Source organism: Micromonospora sp. NPDC047756 (assembly GCF_055587245.1).
Genome location: NZ_JBVJGQ010000006.1, coordinates 544,158 through 557,295 on the forward strand (window position 1 = coordinate 544,158; position 13,138 = coordinate 557,295).

Genomic DNA, 13,138 nt, shown 5'->3' on the forward strand with positions numbered 1-13,138 from the left:
GAGGACCGATGCCCAGTTACTTCTCCCCCGGCATCTATGTCGAGGAGGTCCCCAGCGGCGCCCGACCGATCGGGCCGGTGAGCACCAGCATCGCCGCGTTCGTCGGCGTCGCCCCGGACCGCTCCGCCCACCTGGGCAAGGCGGTGCCGGTCAACAACTGGACGGAGTTCCTGCGTCTCTTCGCCGCCGGCGAGCGGGTGGAGAGCACCCCGTTGGCACGGGCGGTCTTCGGCTTCCTGGACAACGGGGGCGCCCGCTGCTGGGTGGTCAACGTCGGCGAGGGTGGCGCGATCACCGGCTCCGGGCAGCGGCGCGGCGGTCTGCAACTGCTGGAGGCCGTCGACGAGATCTCGATCATCGCCGCGCCCGGCTTCCACGACGTGGTGTCGCACGAGGCGCTGCTCAGCATGGCCGAGCGCACCCGCACCATGGTCGCGATCTGCGACCCGGCGCCGGACATCGACGACATCTCCGCGTTGACCAAGGTGGCCACGCCGTCCTCCGGCAAACCCGCCAAGCCCGCCGAGGGTACCGGTGGCGGTCCCGGCGGCGGCTCGGCCCAGCCGGGCGGCTCCGGCGGCCACGAGGGCGCCGCCTACCGGCCGCGTCAGTCCGAGTTCGGCGCGTTCTACTACCCCTGGCTGCGGGTACGCGACCCGATCAGCGGCGAGTTGGAACTCACCCCGCCGAGCGGGCACCTGGCCGGCATCTGGGCCCGCACCGACGCCCTGCGCGGGGTGCACAAGGCACCGGCCAACGAGCCGGTGCGCGGCGCTGTCGACCTGGGTTACCTGGTCACCCGACCGGAACACGACGTGCTCAACCCCAAGGGTGTCAACGTGATCCGTTACTTCGCCGGCGAGGGCATCCGCGTCTGGGGCGCCCGTACGCTCGCCGCCGAGGCCAGCGAGTGGCGCTACCTCAACGTGCGACGCCTCAGCATCGCCATCGAGCAGGCCATCGCCAACGGCACCCGGTGGATGGTGTTCGAGCCCAACGACTTCACCCTCTGGCGTTCGATCCGGCGCGACATCGGGGCGTTCCTCACCCGGGTGTGGCGCGACGGCGCGCTGCTGGGGCGCAGCCCGGAGGAGGCGTTCTTCGTCAAGTGCGACGAGGAGACCAACCCGCCGGACGTCCGCGACGCGGGCATGGTGATCGCCCACATCGGCATCGCGGTCGTCAAGCCCGCCGAGTTCGTGGTGTTCAAGCTGAGCCAGTGGGCCGGCGGCACCGAGACCGAGACGATCGGAGGCTGACATGCCCACCACCGCCACCCCGCAACCCGGGGCCCCGGTCGACCCGTACCGGGCGTACAACTTCCGACTGCTCATCAACGGCGTCACCAACGGCCACTTCACCGAGATGACCGGGTTGGAGGTGAACATCCCCGGGCAGCCGTACCGGGAGCACGGCCTGGGTCGGATGCGGATGGTGCCCGGCCAGGCCGAGTACGAGCCGGTGACGCTGCACTTCGGCCTCACCGCCTCCCGCGAGTTGTGGGACTGGGTGAACGCCACCGCCCAGGGCACCCTCAACCGGCGCAACGTCTCCGTGGTGCTGCTCGACTCGGTCGGGACGGCGGAGGTGCTGCGCTGGAACCTGATCGACGCCTGGCCGACCCGGTGGCGCGGGGCGCACCTCAACACCCTCAGCCACGAGATCGCCATCGCCTCGCTGACCCTGCGCTACGAGGGCCTGGAGCTGGAGACCGGCGGTGCCACCGCGCCGACGCCCGCGTAGCTGGCTGGCCGGCCGACTGCGCTCGGCGGCCGCAGCGGTGCAGAGCCTCGCCGGGCGGGTCGAGCCCGCCGGTCACCCTCCGCCACCGTCGCAGACCCCCGAGGCGGCCCCACGCCGTTTCGGGGAGCCGCCTCGGCACTGGCTGGACCTGGTCGCCGCCCACGCGCCCGGGCTGCTGCACGACCTGGACCTCGACCCGTCCCCGACCGGCCAGGCCGGGGGCGGGGTCCGGGACGGCGGGCAGGGCGACCCGACCGGTCGAACCGAGGCCGACGGTGCGGACCCGGTCGCGAACGCCAGGTCGGGCGGGTCCGACAGGCTCGGCAGGCTCGGCAGGCTCGGCGGTCCCGGCGACGAGGGGGGTGTGGGCGGTCCCGGTGCGAGCGCGGACACGGGGCCGACCAGGTCGCGTGCCGAGGACCGCACCGGCAGGGCGGGCCGTCCGTCGCGAGCCGGTGACCAGCCCGACGGTACGCGGACCGGTGCTGCCGGCGGCCGGAGGCCCTCGTCCACCTCGGACCTGAACACCCCACCGACCGGATCCACCGGGCCGGACGCCTCGACCCCGCCAGCCGGTTCGACCTGGCCGGCGGAACCGGGCGCGGCGGTGCCTCCGGTACGGCGGGCGGCCCGGGTCGACACCACGGCCCAGATCCACACCACGGCCCAGATCGACACCACGGCCCACGGCGCCACGACCCACGAGACCAGGGCCGTGGACGCCGCTGCCCTCGACGCCGCGACCGTCGACACCACAGCCCTCAACGCGAGCGGACTGCCCCGGGCGGACGGGCCCCGGCAGCCGGTCCGTTCCCTGGTCTTCGGGCCGCACGGTTCACCGAGCGACCGCCCGCACCGGGCCGGGGCCACCTCACATCCGCCCCTGGACGGCAGGCGGTCCGGCGAGGTCGACCACCGGCGTCCCACCGGCTCGTTCCCCGCGCGACCCACCACCCTCTCGGGTGGCCGCGACGGATTCGGGGGCCACCCGGACGGTCAGCCCCGGCCCCGGGAGGACCAGAGCGGGCACCCGCGGGGTGGTGCGCAGGCCGCGGCCTGGACGTCTCGGGCCGACGCAGCTGTGCCGGGCAGCACCGGGACCAGGCCGATCCGGGGCGGGGTCGACGCATCCTGGACCGGGTGGACGGCGACGAGCGCCGGGCACCCGTCGGCCTCTGCGCGCGGTGACCTGGATCGGGTGGCGGGCGGCGGACCGTGGCTGGCCCTGCCCGGTGCGCCACCCGAGCGCCCGGCCACACGGCACGACGCGGGAACGGAGGCGGGCGGCGGCGGACGACCGACGGGCATCGACGGGCCGCCGCCCGGCGCTGCGGCCCGCGGCGTCGACCCGTGGCCAGCGCTGCCCGACGACTCCGCGCTGTGGTCGGTCGCCGGCGCGGCGGTGGACGCCGCCCAGCTGACCCGACTGGACCGGGAACAGGCGGGTGACTGATGGAACGCGTCGCCTTCCTCATCGACTCCTCCGGTGTCCGGGTGGACTGCCTGCTCAACCCGGAGACCGTGCAGGTGACCCGGCTCGCCGGCGTACGGCAGCGGGGTGCCGGCGGCGGGCAGCTCACCGGGGCCGGGCTGGCCGACGACCCGCTGGTCTTCACCGGTGGTGGCCGTACCGAGCTGGTGCTCGACCTGCTCTTCGACGTCGACTTCGTGGAGGCGCAACTGCGCCCGGCCGACGTTCGGGTGCTCACCCGCCCGCTGTGGATGCTGGCGGAGAATTCCACTGCCGAGCATGGCTGGCTGCGACCGCCGTTGGTCCGGTTGGTCTGGGGCAAGACCTGGAACGTGCCGGGTGTGATCGTCGCGGTGGCGGAACGGTTCGACGCGTTCACCGGCACCGGGTCGCCGCGGCGGTCCTGGCTGCGGCTGAAGCTGGTCCGGGCCGCCGAGACGGCCGATCAGGCCGAGGCCGGCTTCGCCGAGGAGTTGGCCGCCGCGAGCACCCCGACCGCCCTGCCGGGCAGCGCGGTGATCGCCGCCGGTGACGGCGCGGCCGAGCCGGGTCGCTCCGGTGTGCGTTTCGATCTGCTGGCCAACGACGCGCTCGGCTCGCCGCTGCGCTGGCGGCTGCTGGCCGAACACAACCGGATCACCGATCCCCTGGCCGTGCCGGCCGGCACCACCCTCGCCGTGCCGCCGGCCGCCGGCACCGCTGCGGCGACCGGGTTGGCGCGGGCGGCGGGCGTGGTGGGCGCGGGGGCGTCGTACCTGGGTGCCTCGATCGCCGACGCGTCGTGGATCGCGCCGACCGGCCCGGCTCCGAGCGCGTCCGGCAGTCCCGGGGGTACGCCGTGACCAGCCTCGCGCCCCGGGCGTTGGTCGTCCTGCTGGACGGCGTCGAGCTGGTCGGCGCGGCTCGTGAGCGGGTCCGCTCGGTGCGGGTGGCGGCCCGGCTCAACCAGCCCACCCAGGCCGAGTTGGTGCTCGCCACCACCGCCGGGACCGGCGCGTTCGACCCGCCGGTACGCCCCGGCACGGCGCTCGACGTACGGCTCGCCGACCACGAGGACGTCCTGTTCAGCGGCGAGGTCACCTGCGTCGAGGTGGAGTTCGCCGCCGACGGGGCGGCGGTGCTGCGGTTGCGGGCGTACGACCCACTGCACCGGCTGCGCAAGCGGCAGGGGTTGCGGGTCTTCACCTCGGTGACCGCCGTCGAGTTGGCCCGGGAGTTGTGCGGCGCGGTGGGGCTGGCGGTGACCGCCGAGGTCGACGGCCCCCGGTTGGAGCGGCTGCTCCAGCACCGGCACAGCGACCTTGAGCTGCTGCGCGAGGTGGCCGGCCGGGCCGGGCTGCACCTGGCCGCCGACGGTGACGGGGTCCGGCTGGTCACCCTCGCCGGCTACGGGGAGCCGGTCACGTTGACGCTCGGCGCGGGGGTGCACACCCTGCGACTGTCCACCAACACCGACCAGGCCAGCGGTGCCAGTGCGGCACTGGGCTGGCATCCACAGCGGGCCGAGGTGATCAGCCAGCAGATCGACGAGGCGCGCTGCGGCCGACCCGCCGACGACCGCCCGGACCCGGCCGACGTGGGCGCCGACGGCGTTCGCACCGCTGTGGACCAGCCCGGCCGCAGCGACGACGAGTTGGCGGCGCTGGCCCAGGCCCGACTGGACAGCCGGGCGGCGGCGCTGGCAACGGCCGAGGGGGTGGCCGAGGGTGATCCGGCGTTACGCCCGGGCCGCCGCGTCGACCTCGGCGGGGTGCCCGACCCGGTTGCCGGGACGTACGTGCTGACCGAGGTGGTGCACACGGTGGACGGCGACGGGCACCTGACCCGGTTCTCCACCGTGCCGCCGGCCACGCCGGCGACCCCGACCGGCGGCGCGGTGGTGACCCTCGGCAGCGTCACGGACGTCGCCGACCCGGACGGGCTGGGCCGGGTCCGGTTGACCCTCCCGGCGTACGGGGACCTGGACGCCGGCTGGCTGGCCGTGCTCTGCCCCGGGGCCGGGCCGGGCAAGGGCCTGGTGGCGCTCCCCGATCCGGGCGACACGGTGCTGGTGGTGCTGCCCGGCGGCGAGCCGGCCTCGGGCATCGTGCTCGGCTCGCTGTTCGGCGCGGTCGAGCCGTACGACGCGGGCATCGACGACGGAAAGGCCCGCCGGTGGACGATGCGCACCTCCGGCGGGCAGTCGATCGTCGTCGACGACGTGCGGCGCAGCCTGCGGCTGGGCACCGAGGGCGGCAGCTTCCTGGAGCTGACCCCCGACCTGGCCACCCTGCACGCGGCGTCCGACCTGGTGATCTCCGCACCCGGCCGGGCCATCGTGGTGCGCGCCCGCAGCGTGGACTTCCTGCACGCCGCCTCGACGGAGGACCCGAGCACCGCGGCGGAGCAGGCCCGAACGCTTGCCCGCGCCCACCACGAAGGAGGCGGCTGATGCGCTGGATCCACCGGGACTCCGTGATCACCTGCGATCACGACGGCCGGGTCGAGAACCGACCCTCGCGGGAGTGGGTGACCGTCACCGGTGTGCCCGTGCTCGTCGACGACGACCCGGAGGGACGCAAGATAGTCGCCTGCCCGAACTACGGCCCGACCATCAAGCCGTGCACCACGACGCTCACCGTGCGCGTCGGTTACAGCGACTGGGTTCGCGTGGACGGGCACCGGGTGGTGCTGTCGCACCTGGAGGGGTTCACCAACGGCACGCCGCCGGGGCTGGTCAAGCACACGGTGCGTGACCCCCGCCAGCAGTTCCTGGGGGCGGACCGGTGAGGGCGTTCCGCTTCGTCGGCGCCGGCTTCGACGCCGGCCGTACCGGCGGGTTGGCGCTCACCGCGGCCGGCGGCCTGGCGATGACCGATGGCGACGAGAGCGTACGGCAGGCGCTGTTCCTGCTCCTGTCGACCACGCCGGGCGAGCGGCTGATGCGACCCGGGTACGGCTCCCGGCTGCACCGGTTGGTCTTCGCGCCCAACGACGACACCACCGCCGGTCTGGCCATCCACTACGTCCGGCAGGCCATCGCCCGGTGGGAGCCCCGGGTCGAGGTGATCGACGTGGACGCCGGGCCGGACCCGGACGACGCGTGGCGCCTGGTGATCCGGTTGGACTACCGGGTGCGGGCCAGCCTGACACCCGGGCAGCTGGTCTTCTCCGTGGATCTGCTCCCGGCCGACGAGCCCGCTGAGGGAGGAGCGTCATGACGCTGCCCGTGCCGCACCTGGACGATCGCGGTTTCCTCGACCTGGTCACCGAGGCCCGGGAACGGATCCGGCAGTCCTGCCCGGCGTGGACCGACCTGTCGGCGCACGACCCCGGCATGGCGCTGGTGGAGACGTTCGCCCACCTCACCGAGGTGATGATCTACCGGTTGAACCAGTTGCCGGACAAGGCGTACGTCTCGTTTCTGAACCTGCTCGGGGTCACCCGCCACGCGCCGACAGCGGCCTGGGCGGACGTCCGGTTCACCCGGACCGGCACCGACCGCGGTGTGGTCCGGATCCCGTCCGGGCTGCGGGTCGCCGCGGCCCGGGGCGCGGACCCCCGGCCGGTCGTGTTCGTCACCACCGAGCCGACCCTGCTGCCCGCCGACGAGACGTCGGTGACGGTACGGATGCACCACTGCGAGCCGGTCGAGGCGGAGCTGCTCGGGGTCGGCACCGGCCAGCCGGGGCAGGTGCTGCGCGCGACGCGCGCGCCGCTGACCCGCACCGCCGAGGCGCTGGACCTGCTGCTCGGGGTGGAGGTGGCGGCCGGCACCGTCGAGCTGGGCGCGGCGGCCCGCGAGCACGATGGCCGCACGTTCGAGATCTGGCAGCCGGTGGACAGCTTCGCCGGGCTCGGTCCGCAGGCCAAGGCGTACCTGGTCGACCGGTGCTCCGGCACTGTCATCTTTGCCCCGGCCCTCGACCTGCGACCCCCCGCCGGGTCGACCCCGCACGGGGAGGCCACCGCCGACGCGGTCGCGCCGACGAGCGCCGCCCCGCCGGTGACCGTCGCGGCGGTACCGCCGGCCGGGCGGCAGATCCGGCTCTGGTACCGCGCCGGTGGCGGGCCGACCGGCAACGTGGCGGCGGGCACGCTGACCAGCCTGCGCGACCCACTACCCGGGGTACGCGTGGACAACCCCACGCCGGCGGCCGGCGGCCGGGAGATGGAGGCGCTGGAGTCGGTGCTGCTGCGCGGCCCGTACGAGTTCTTCGCCCAGCAACGGGCGGTCACCGCCCGCGACTTCGAGGTCCTCGCGACCAGCTCCGGGGCGGTGGCGCGGGCGCGGGCGTTCACCCGCGCGGCGGTCTACAGCTTCGCCCGGCCGGGCGAGGTCGAGGTGGTGCTGGTGCCGTACGTGCCGGAGGCGGCTCGACCGGGCGGGCGGCTGCCGGTGGCGGTGCTGCGCGAGCACGAGGTGCCCGAGGCCCGCCACCGGGTCGAGGCGGACCTGGAGGAACGCCGGATGGTCGGCATCCGCTCCCGGGCCACCTGGGCACGCTTCAAGGCGGTGTCCGTACGGGCCCGGGTGGTGGTCCGCCGCGAGGAGGACGTGGACGCGGTCCGTCGCCGCATCCACGACCGGCTGCACCAGACGTTGAGTCCGCTGCCCACCGCGCTCAACCCGACCGGCTGGCCGTTCGGCGAGCCGTTGCGGGCGTCCAACGTGTACCGGCTGCTGGAGCACGCCGAGCCGGGGGTGCGCTACGTCGAGTCGGTGCGGTTCGTGGTCGACGAGGCCCCGGACGCCGACGTCCGCGCCCTCGCCGTGGACCAGTACCAGCCGCGCACCTGGTACGCCGGGCGCGGCCCGGTGCTGTTCCGCTCCAGTAACGGCGGCGCGGGTTGGGAACCGGCCGGTCGCTTCGACGACGAGACGGTGCTGCGGGTGGCGCCCGCGCCCGCGCCGGTACGGCCGGGCATCGTCGCGCGTCCCGGCTCGGTGGCCGTGGTGACGCTGCGCGCCTCGGGCGGCTCCCGGGTGCACCTGAGCACCGACCTGGGCGAGACGTGGTCGCTGCTCACCGACCTGGACTCGCGGATCTCCGACGTGGCCTGGCTGGACCGCGACGGCGCTGGCGCGCTGCTGGTGGCCACCGACACCGGCCTGTACGAGGTGTCGCTGCTGCCCGGGGCGGTGCCGTTGCAGATCCTGGTCGACCCGTCGGACGCCGATCGGGGCTTCTACGCGGTGCGCACGTTCGTCTCCGAGCGGGGTGCGCCGGGGGTGGCGGTGGCGGCGCAGGCCAGTTTCGGGGTGTACCTGTCGACCGGCGGCGGCCGACCCGGCAGTTTCACCCACGTCGGGCTGGCCAACGTGGACAACCGGGTCCTCGCCGTGCAGTACGACGGCCCGGCCACCCTGCTGTGGAGCGGCGCGGGCGAGCCGGACCCGAAGAAGCCCGGCCAGGGCTGCCACCGCACCCGGCTGTTCGAGTCGGACGTGAAGTGGCAGTCGATGCAGAGCGGGTGGATCGGCGGCACCTGCCGGGACCTTGCGTTCGCCGGTCAGCAGGCGGTGGCGGCCACCCAGAGCGGCGGGGTGCTGCGGCTGGACACCCTGGCCACCCAGCCGCAGTGGCAGGCGGTGTCGGTCAACTGCGGGTTGCCGTTGCGGGACCGGACCCGGTTCGTGCCGGTCGACGCCATCGCGGTGAGCGGCCCCACGGCCGGGGGCGCGACGGCCGGCGGCACCGGCGCGGCGGAGCGGCTGATCCTGGCCAGCGGCGAGCGCGGCGTGCACCGCAGCGCCGACGCCGTCACCTGGACGCCCAGCGCCAACCAGGCCACCGCCGACGTGGTGACCGTCCCCGACACCTGGCTGCTCTGCTCCGGCGAGCACGACATCGAGGTGGTGCGCCAGGATGCGACGTTCGGCGATTGAACGGCTGTTGCCCGCCGCCTACCAGCGGGCCTGCGTGCCCGGCAGCGTGCTCTGGGCGCTGCTGGACGTGATGGAGGGGCTGCACGCCCCGGACGAGGCGATCCTCGCCGAGGTGGACGCGCTCTTCGACCCGTACCGGGCACCGGACGGGCTGGTCGTGCGGTTGACCCGCTGGGTGGCGATGGATCACGTGGTGGCCTCGCCCCGACCGGACACCCCGCTGCCGCTGCCGGTGGGTCGGCTGCGCGACCTGGTGGCCAACGCCGCCCTGCTGGCCCGCTGGCGCGGCACCCCGTACGGGATGCGCCGGGCCCTGGAGTTGGCCACCGGGTTGTCGGGCTTCGCCATCGACGAGCCTCCCGAGCGGGACTTCCACGTCGTGGTGCGGGTGCCGGTCGCCGCCGCCGGTCAGCTCGCCGTGATCACCCGCATCGTCGAGGCGGAGAAACCCGCCTCGGCCACTGTCGAGATCGTCCTGGAAGAGGAGTCGTCATGACCACCGAGTGGGCGGTCGTCGCCGCCGCCGAGCAGTTCACCCTCGACCCGCGCAACAGCGGCGAGCTGACCTTCACCGTCTCCAACCCGGGTAACGCGCCGGACACCGTGGTGTTCGACGTGGCACCCGGTGACGGCTCCCAGCGGGCCTGGTTCACCGTCGCCGAACCCCAACGCGTGGTACCCGGGCAGGGCTCGGTGTCGTTCCTGGTCACGCTCGCCGTACCGGCCGGCACCGCGCCCCGGCGCTACGACATGACCGGGTTCGCGTACTCGGCCAACACCGCGCCGGAGGAGAGTTCCCGCTCCAGCGGCCGGGTCACCTACGAGGTGCGGGCGGTCGCGCCGCCACGGCGTACCCCGTGGTTGTGGATCGCCGCCGCCGCGGCGTTGGTGCTGGTGGTCGTCGCCGTGGGGGTGGTGTTGCTGACCCGCGACGGCGAGCCGACCCCCGGCGCGCCGCGGGTGGTCACCGTCGAGGCGGAGAGCCTGGTGGAGGGCGCGCTGGTGGAGTCTCCGAAGAAGAGCGCCGCGAAGGTGGAGGCGCAACCCAACTGCTGCGGGGTGACCTGGTCCGGCGACAAGCAGTTGTTCTTCCAGGGGTTGGCCATCGGCGACAAGGTCACCGTGACGGTGCAGATCCCGGCCGACGGCACCTGGCGTTTCGCCGCGGTACGCACCACCTCCCTCGACTACGCCAACACCGTCTTCGTCATCGACGGCGGCCAGGTCGGCGGGACGTTCCTCGGTTTCAGCCCGACGGTGCGAAAGACGGAGTTCCTGGACGTCGGCACGGTCCAGCTCACCAAGGGCCCCCACCAGGTCACGCTTCTGGTGGTCGGCAAGACGCAGGGCACGAACCGCTACTTCGCCGGCGTCGACGAGATCCGGTTCACCGAGGTCGTGGCGCAGGCCGTGGCGCGATGAGTGGCCGGCAGAAGGCGCTGCTGGGCCTGTTCGCCGTCCTGCTGGTGGCGCTGTTCGTGGTAGCGGTCGGGGCGGGCCGCGACGACCGGGGTGATCCGGGGGCCCGGCACGGGTTCGTCGACCGGTTGGGCGCGCTGGGCGGCGAGCGTTCCGCTGTGGATCCGGTGACGGTCAGCGCCGACTGCGCCGACGAGACAGGCCGCCTGGAGTTCTCCGGCGATTGCGTGGTGCGGGTGGCGGATCCCGGTGGGCTGCGCACCCTCGTGCTGCGCAGCGCGGCACGGTTCACGGTCGTCGCCCCGGCGCCCGGCGACGCCGACCTCACCATCCGCGACGAGGTCGAGCCGGCCGCGGACGGCACCGGCGCGGTGGCGAAGATCGCCGTCGACCAGGCCACCGAGGTGGGCCTGGTCTGCCCCGGCCTGGGCGGCTGCACGGTCGTCGTGGCCACGTCCTGAATCGACAGGGACCGAGAGGAAGGTGCCGCCGTGGGTGACCTGCGCAAGCCGTTCCTGCTGATGGCCATGCTCGCCATCGTCCTGGCGATCGGGGTGGAGCTCGGCGCCGGGCTGCTGCTCGGCGGCGCGGACGCCGGCGCGGCCCTCGCCGACAGCGCCGGCGCGCTGGACGTGGAGATCGACGACGTGTCCGGGGTCAGCGAACCGTCCGGCCGGGGCACCGGCTACCTGGCGTTGATCGACGCGGTGGCGGTCTGGAGCACCGGGCTGTTCTGCCTCGGTCTGTTGCTGCCCGAGCGCCTCCAGGGTCGGGTGCAGGGCGTCGCCAGCCTGATCTTCTCGATCATTCTGATCATCGTCGGCTTGATCGCTTTGGTCATCGCGTTCGTCGAGCTGATGATCATGGTGTCGCTGTTCCTGGCCGTCCCGTTCGGCACCCTGGCCTACCTGGCGCTGTGGGGTTTCTTCCCGGTCGGTGAGGCGGCGGTGCTGCTCGGGCTGGTGCTGCTGCTCAAGCTGCTGTGGGCCGGGATGCTGGTGTTGGCCCAGCCTCGGTTCCTGCAGAACAAGGGCCTCGTCCTGCTGATCCTGACCACCCTGCTGTGCACTGTCGTGCTGGAGTTCCTGCACAACCTGGTGCCGGTGATCCTGGTCAGCATCGTCGACGAGGTGGCGGCGCTGGTCTTCGCGATCATCGCGATCATCTGGGGCCTGGTGCTGCTGATCGGCTCCATCCCCGCGATCGTCAAGGCCATCCGGGTAACCGCCGCTCTTCCGAGCCGCTGACGGATGTCGGGCGGATCAGGCTGATGCCGTAGGCGACGACCCACACGACCCAGATCAGCCAGCCGACAAGGCCGAGGAGACCGACCGTACCGGGGTCGTCGATGGCCAGCGGGCTCAGCACGGCCGAGCCGAACTGGAGCGCGGCGGCCAGCAGACCGATCCCGCCGTGCCAGCGGCGGATCAGGCCGGCGTGTCGGCCGCTGATGGACAGGCCGATCATGGCCAGTGCCAGGAAGGTGCCGTTGAAGACGAACAGCGCGTTGTGTAGTGCCCAGAGCCCGGCGATCGAGCCGCCGTCCTGCGCGGTCGTTGACGCGAGCGCGAGCCGGGTGGCCATCACGCCGGTAAAGGTGATGTTCTGCATGATCACCCCGGCGAACCCGACCAGGGACCAGGCTGTGCCGTGCTCGAGGTCGGAACGCCACAGCACGGAGACCGCGCCGGCACCGAACAGGGTGGCCAGCACCCAGGCGATCGGGGCGAGTGCCGACGCGAGGCCGACGGTGTCCTGTCGGGTGGTGAAAAACTGGACCACGTCGTTGGTCTCAGCGCCGGTGTGGGGCAGGCCGGCTGGCACCAGGAAGGCGTTGGTGGAGGCGATCACGATGGCGAAGCCGAGCCCGGCGAGTCCGGCGATCCGCGAGAATGCCCAGGTGCTTCCGACCCCGAGTTTACGCGACATATATTCAATATAAGGGCCGAAAACCGAAGGAGGCAAGCCATTGACCGCCGAGACAGGCAGGCGGAGGTACGAATCACTGCACCGGGCGGCGCAAGCGGCAGAGACAAGGGGTGAGATCGCCAGCGCCGCTCGTCGACTGTTCTTCTCCCGCGGCTGGGCGGCGACCACGGTACGTGACGTGGCACGGGAGGCGGGGGTCTCGGTACCGACCGTCTACGCGGTCTACGGGAACAAGATCGGCCTGATCCAGGCCCTGGCCGACGCGGCAGACATCGCCGCGAATCCATCGCAGTCGCTCGCCGAGCTGGAAGAGGCCGAGAACGATCCGGTGCGGCAGCTCGCGGCGATGGCCGGCTACGACCGGCGGCTCTTCGAGCGCGCCGGTGACATCATCGCGCTCGTCCGCGAGGCGGGCCGCACCGAGCCCGCGCTGGCGAGCGTCTACCGCGACGGCCGTCAGCGGGGGAACGAGACCAGGATCCACGTGTTCTCGTCGTGGTCGGGTGGCGTTCTCCGGCAAGGACTGGACGTACGGTCGGCCGTCGACATCTATGCGGCGATCTGCAACATCGACGTCTACACCACACTGACCGGCGAACGGGGTTGGCAACCCGATCACGTCGAGCGCTGGTGGGCCGAGGCCCTGGCCCGCGAACTCCTGACCTGACGTGTCCTGAGCGCCTCATGACGGGCCGTCCTGGTACGGC

General features: G+C 73.4%; 14 protein-coding genes. 13 read left to right on the forward strand and 1 reads right to left on the reverse strand.

Annotation, left to right across the window (positions count from 1 at the left end):
- Window positions 1–8 precede the first annotated feature (8 nt).
- Genes ACZ6NZ_RS22615 through ACZ6NZ_RS22670 form a run of 12 tightly spaced genes read left to right on the forward strand, consistent with a single transcriptional unit; the run spans window position 9 to window position 11,749 of the window.
- The gene (locus ACZ6NZ_RS22615; protein WP_465860009.1) at window positions 9–1,259 is read left to right on the forward strand and encodes a phage tail sheath family protein; all 1,251 of its coding nucleotides are present in this window, start codon (window positions 9–11) and stop codon (window positions 1,257–1,259) included.
- A gap of 1 nt (window position 1,260) precedes the next feature.
- The gene (locus ACZ6NZ_RS22620; RefSeq protein WP_030327509.1) at window positions 1,261–1,743 is read left to right on the forward strand and encodes a phage tail protein; all 483 of its coding nucleotides are present in this window, start codon (window positions 1,261–1,263) and stop codon (window positions 1,741–1,743) included.
- Window positions 1,718–3,196: a hypothetical protein gene (locus ACZ6NZ_RS22625; RefSeq protein WP_465860010.1), complete on the forward strand. Its 1,479-nt coding sequence runs from the start codon at window positions 1,718–1,720 to the stop codon at window positions 3,194–3,196. Before ACZ6NZ_RS22620 ends, ACZ6NZ_RS22625 begins: the two co-directional genes overlap by 26 nt.
- Window positions 3,196–4,056 carry a CIS tube protein gene (locus ACZ6NZ_RS22630; RefSeq protein WP_465860011.1) on the forward strand — a complete coding sequence of 287 codons (861 nt, stop codon included), beginning with the start codon at window positions 3,196–3,198 and terminating at the stop codon, window positions 4,054–4,056. The genes ACZ6NZ_RS22625 and ACZ6NZ_RS22630 overlap by 1 nt, the downstream gene beginning before the upstream one ends.
- A complete protein-coding gene (locus ACZ6NZ_RS22635) occupies window positions 4,053–5,645 on the forward strand; it encodes a contractile injection system protein, VgrG/Pvc8 family (protein WP_465860012.1) in 1,593 nt (530 codons plus the stop codon). Before ACZ6NZ_RS22630 ends, ACZ6NZ_RS22635 begins: the two co-directional genes overlap by 4 nt.
- Window positions 5,645–5,983: a hypothetical protein gene (locus tag ACZ6NZ_RS22640; protein WP_355007388.1), complete on the forward strand. Its 339-nt coding sequence runs from the start codon at window positions 5,645–5,647 to the stop codon at window positions 5,981–5,983. Before ACZ6NZ_RS22635 ends, ACZ6NZ_RS22640 begins: the two co-directional genes overlap by 1 nt.
- Window positions 5,980–6,414: a GPW/gp25 family protein gene (locus tag ACZ6NZ_RS22645; protein WP_465860013.1), complete on the forward strand. Its 435-nt coding sequence runs from the start codon at window positions 5,980–5,982 to the stop codon at window positions 6,412–6,414. Before ACZ6NZ_RS22640 ends, ACZ6NZ_RS22645 begins: the two co-directional genes overlap by 4 nt.
- Window positions 6,411–9,083: a putative baseplate assembly protein gene (locus tag ACZ6NZ_RS22650; RefSeq protein ID WP_465860014.1), complete on the forward strand. Its 2,673-nt coding sequence runs from the start codon at window positions 6,411–6,413 to the stop codon at window positions 9,081–9,083. Before ACZ6NZ_RS22645 ends, ACZ6NZ_RS22650 begins: the two co-directional genes overlap by 4 nt.
- A complete protein-coding gene (locus ACZ6NZ_RS22655; RefSeq protein WP_366606755.1) occupies window positions 9,064–9,579 on the forward strand; it encodes a phage tail protein in 516 nt (171 codons plus the stop codon). The genes ACZ6NZ_RS22650 and ACZ6NZ_RS22655 overlap by 20 nt, the downstream gene beginning before the upstream one ends.
- Entirely contained in the window at window positions 9,576–10,505 is a 930-nt protein-coding gene (locus ACZ6NZ_RS22660; protein WP_366606754.1) for a carbohydrate-binding protein, read from the forward strand. Before ACZ6NZ_RS22655 ends, ACZ6NZ_RS22660 begins: the two co-directional genes overlap by 4 nt.
- On the forward strand, window positions 10,502–10,963 hold the full coding sequence (locus ACZ6NZ_RS22665; RefSeq protein ID WP_366606752.1) for a hypothetical protein: 462 nt from the start codon (window positions 10,502–10,504) through the stop codon (window positions 10,961–10,963). The genes ACZ6NZ_RS22660 and ACZ6NZ_RS22665 overlap by 4 nt, the downstream gene beginning before the upstream one ends.
- 30 nt (window positions 10,964–10,993) lie before the next feature.
- On the forward strand, window positions 10,994–11,749 hold the full coding sequence (locus tag ACZ6NZ_RS22670; RefSeq protein WP_465860015.1) for a hypothetical protein: 756 nt from the start codon (window positions 10,994–10,996) through the stop codon (window positions 11,747–11,749).
- Here ACZ6NZ_RS22670 and ACZ6NZ_RS22675 read toward each other — a convergent pair.
- Window positions 11,709–12,599, reverse strand: a complete 891-nt coding sequence (locus tag ACZ6NZ_RS22675; RefSeq protein WP_465860134.1) for a hypothetical protein — start codon at window positions 12,597–12,599, stop codon at window positions 11,709–11,711. The two genes, ACZ6NZ_RS22670 and ACZ6NZ_RS22675, sit on opposite strands and share 41 nt — an antisense overlap.
- On the opposite strand from ACZ6NZ_RS22675, the gene ACZ6NZ_RS22680 reads away from it, so the two are divergent.
- Complete coding sequence (locus ACZ6NZ_RS22680; protein WP_465860127.1) at window positions 12,568–13,098, forward strand: TetR/AcrR family transcriptional regulator; 531 nt, start codon at window positions 12,568–12,570, stop codon at window positions 13,096–13,098. The two genes, ACZ6NZ_RS22675 and ACZ6NZ_RS22680, sit on opposite strands and share 32 nt — an antisense overlap.
- The last annotated feature ends 40 nt before the right edge of the window (window positions 13,099–13,138 follow it).

What these genes read in the sequence shown, in the direction of transcription:
- ACZ6NZ_RS22615 (WP_465860009.1), top strand. Translation starts at nt 9, where the DNA reads ATGCCCAGTTACTTCTCCCCCGGCATCTATGTCGAGGAGGTCCCCAGC.
- ACZ6NZ_RS22620 (WP_030327509.1), top strand. Translation starts at nt 1,261, where the DNA reads ATGCCCACCACCGCCACCCCGCAACCCGGGGCCCCGGTCGACCCGTAC.
- ACZ6NZ_RS22630 (WP_465860011.1), top strand. Translation starts at nt 3,196, where the DNA reads ATGGAACGCGTCGCCTTCCTCATCGACTCCTCCGGTGTCCGGGTGGAC.
- ACZ6NZ_RS22640 (WP_355007388.1), top strand. Translation starts at nt 5,645, where the DNA reads ATGCGCTGGATCCACCGGGACTCCGTGATCACCTGCGATCACGACGGC.
- ACZ6NZ_RS22650 (WP_465860014.1), top strand. Translation starts at nt 6,411, where the DNA reads ATGACGCTGCCCGTGCCGCACCTGGACGATCGCGGTTTCCTCGACCTG.
- ACZ6NZ_RS22655 (WP_366606755.1), top strand. Translation starts at nt 9,064, where the DNA reads ATGCGACGTTCGGCGATTGAACGGCTGTTGCCCGCCGCCTACCAGCGG.
- ACZ6NZ_RS22660 (WP_366606754.1), top strand. Translation starts at nt 9,576, where the DNA reads ATGACCACCGAGTGGGCGGTCGTCGCCGCCGCCGAGCAGTTCACCCTC.
- ACZ6NZ_RS22665 (WP_366606752.1), top strand. Translation starts at nt 10,502, where the DNA reads ATGAGTGGCCGGCAGAAGGCGCTGCTGGGCCTGTTCGCCGTCCTGCTG.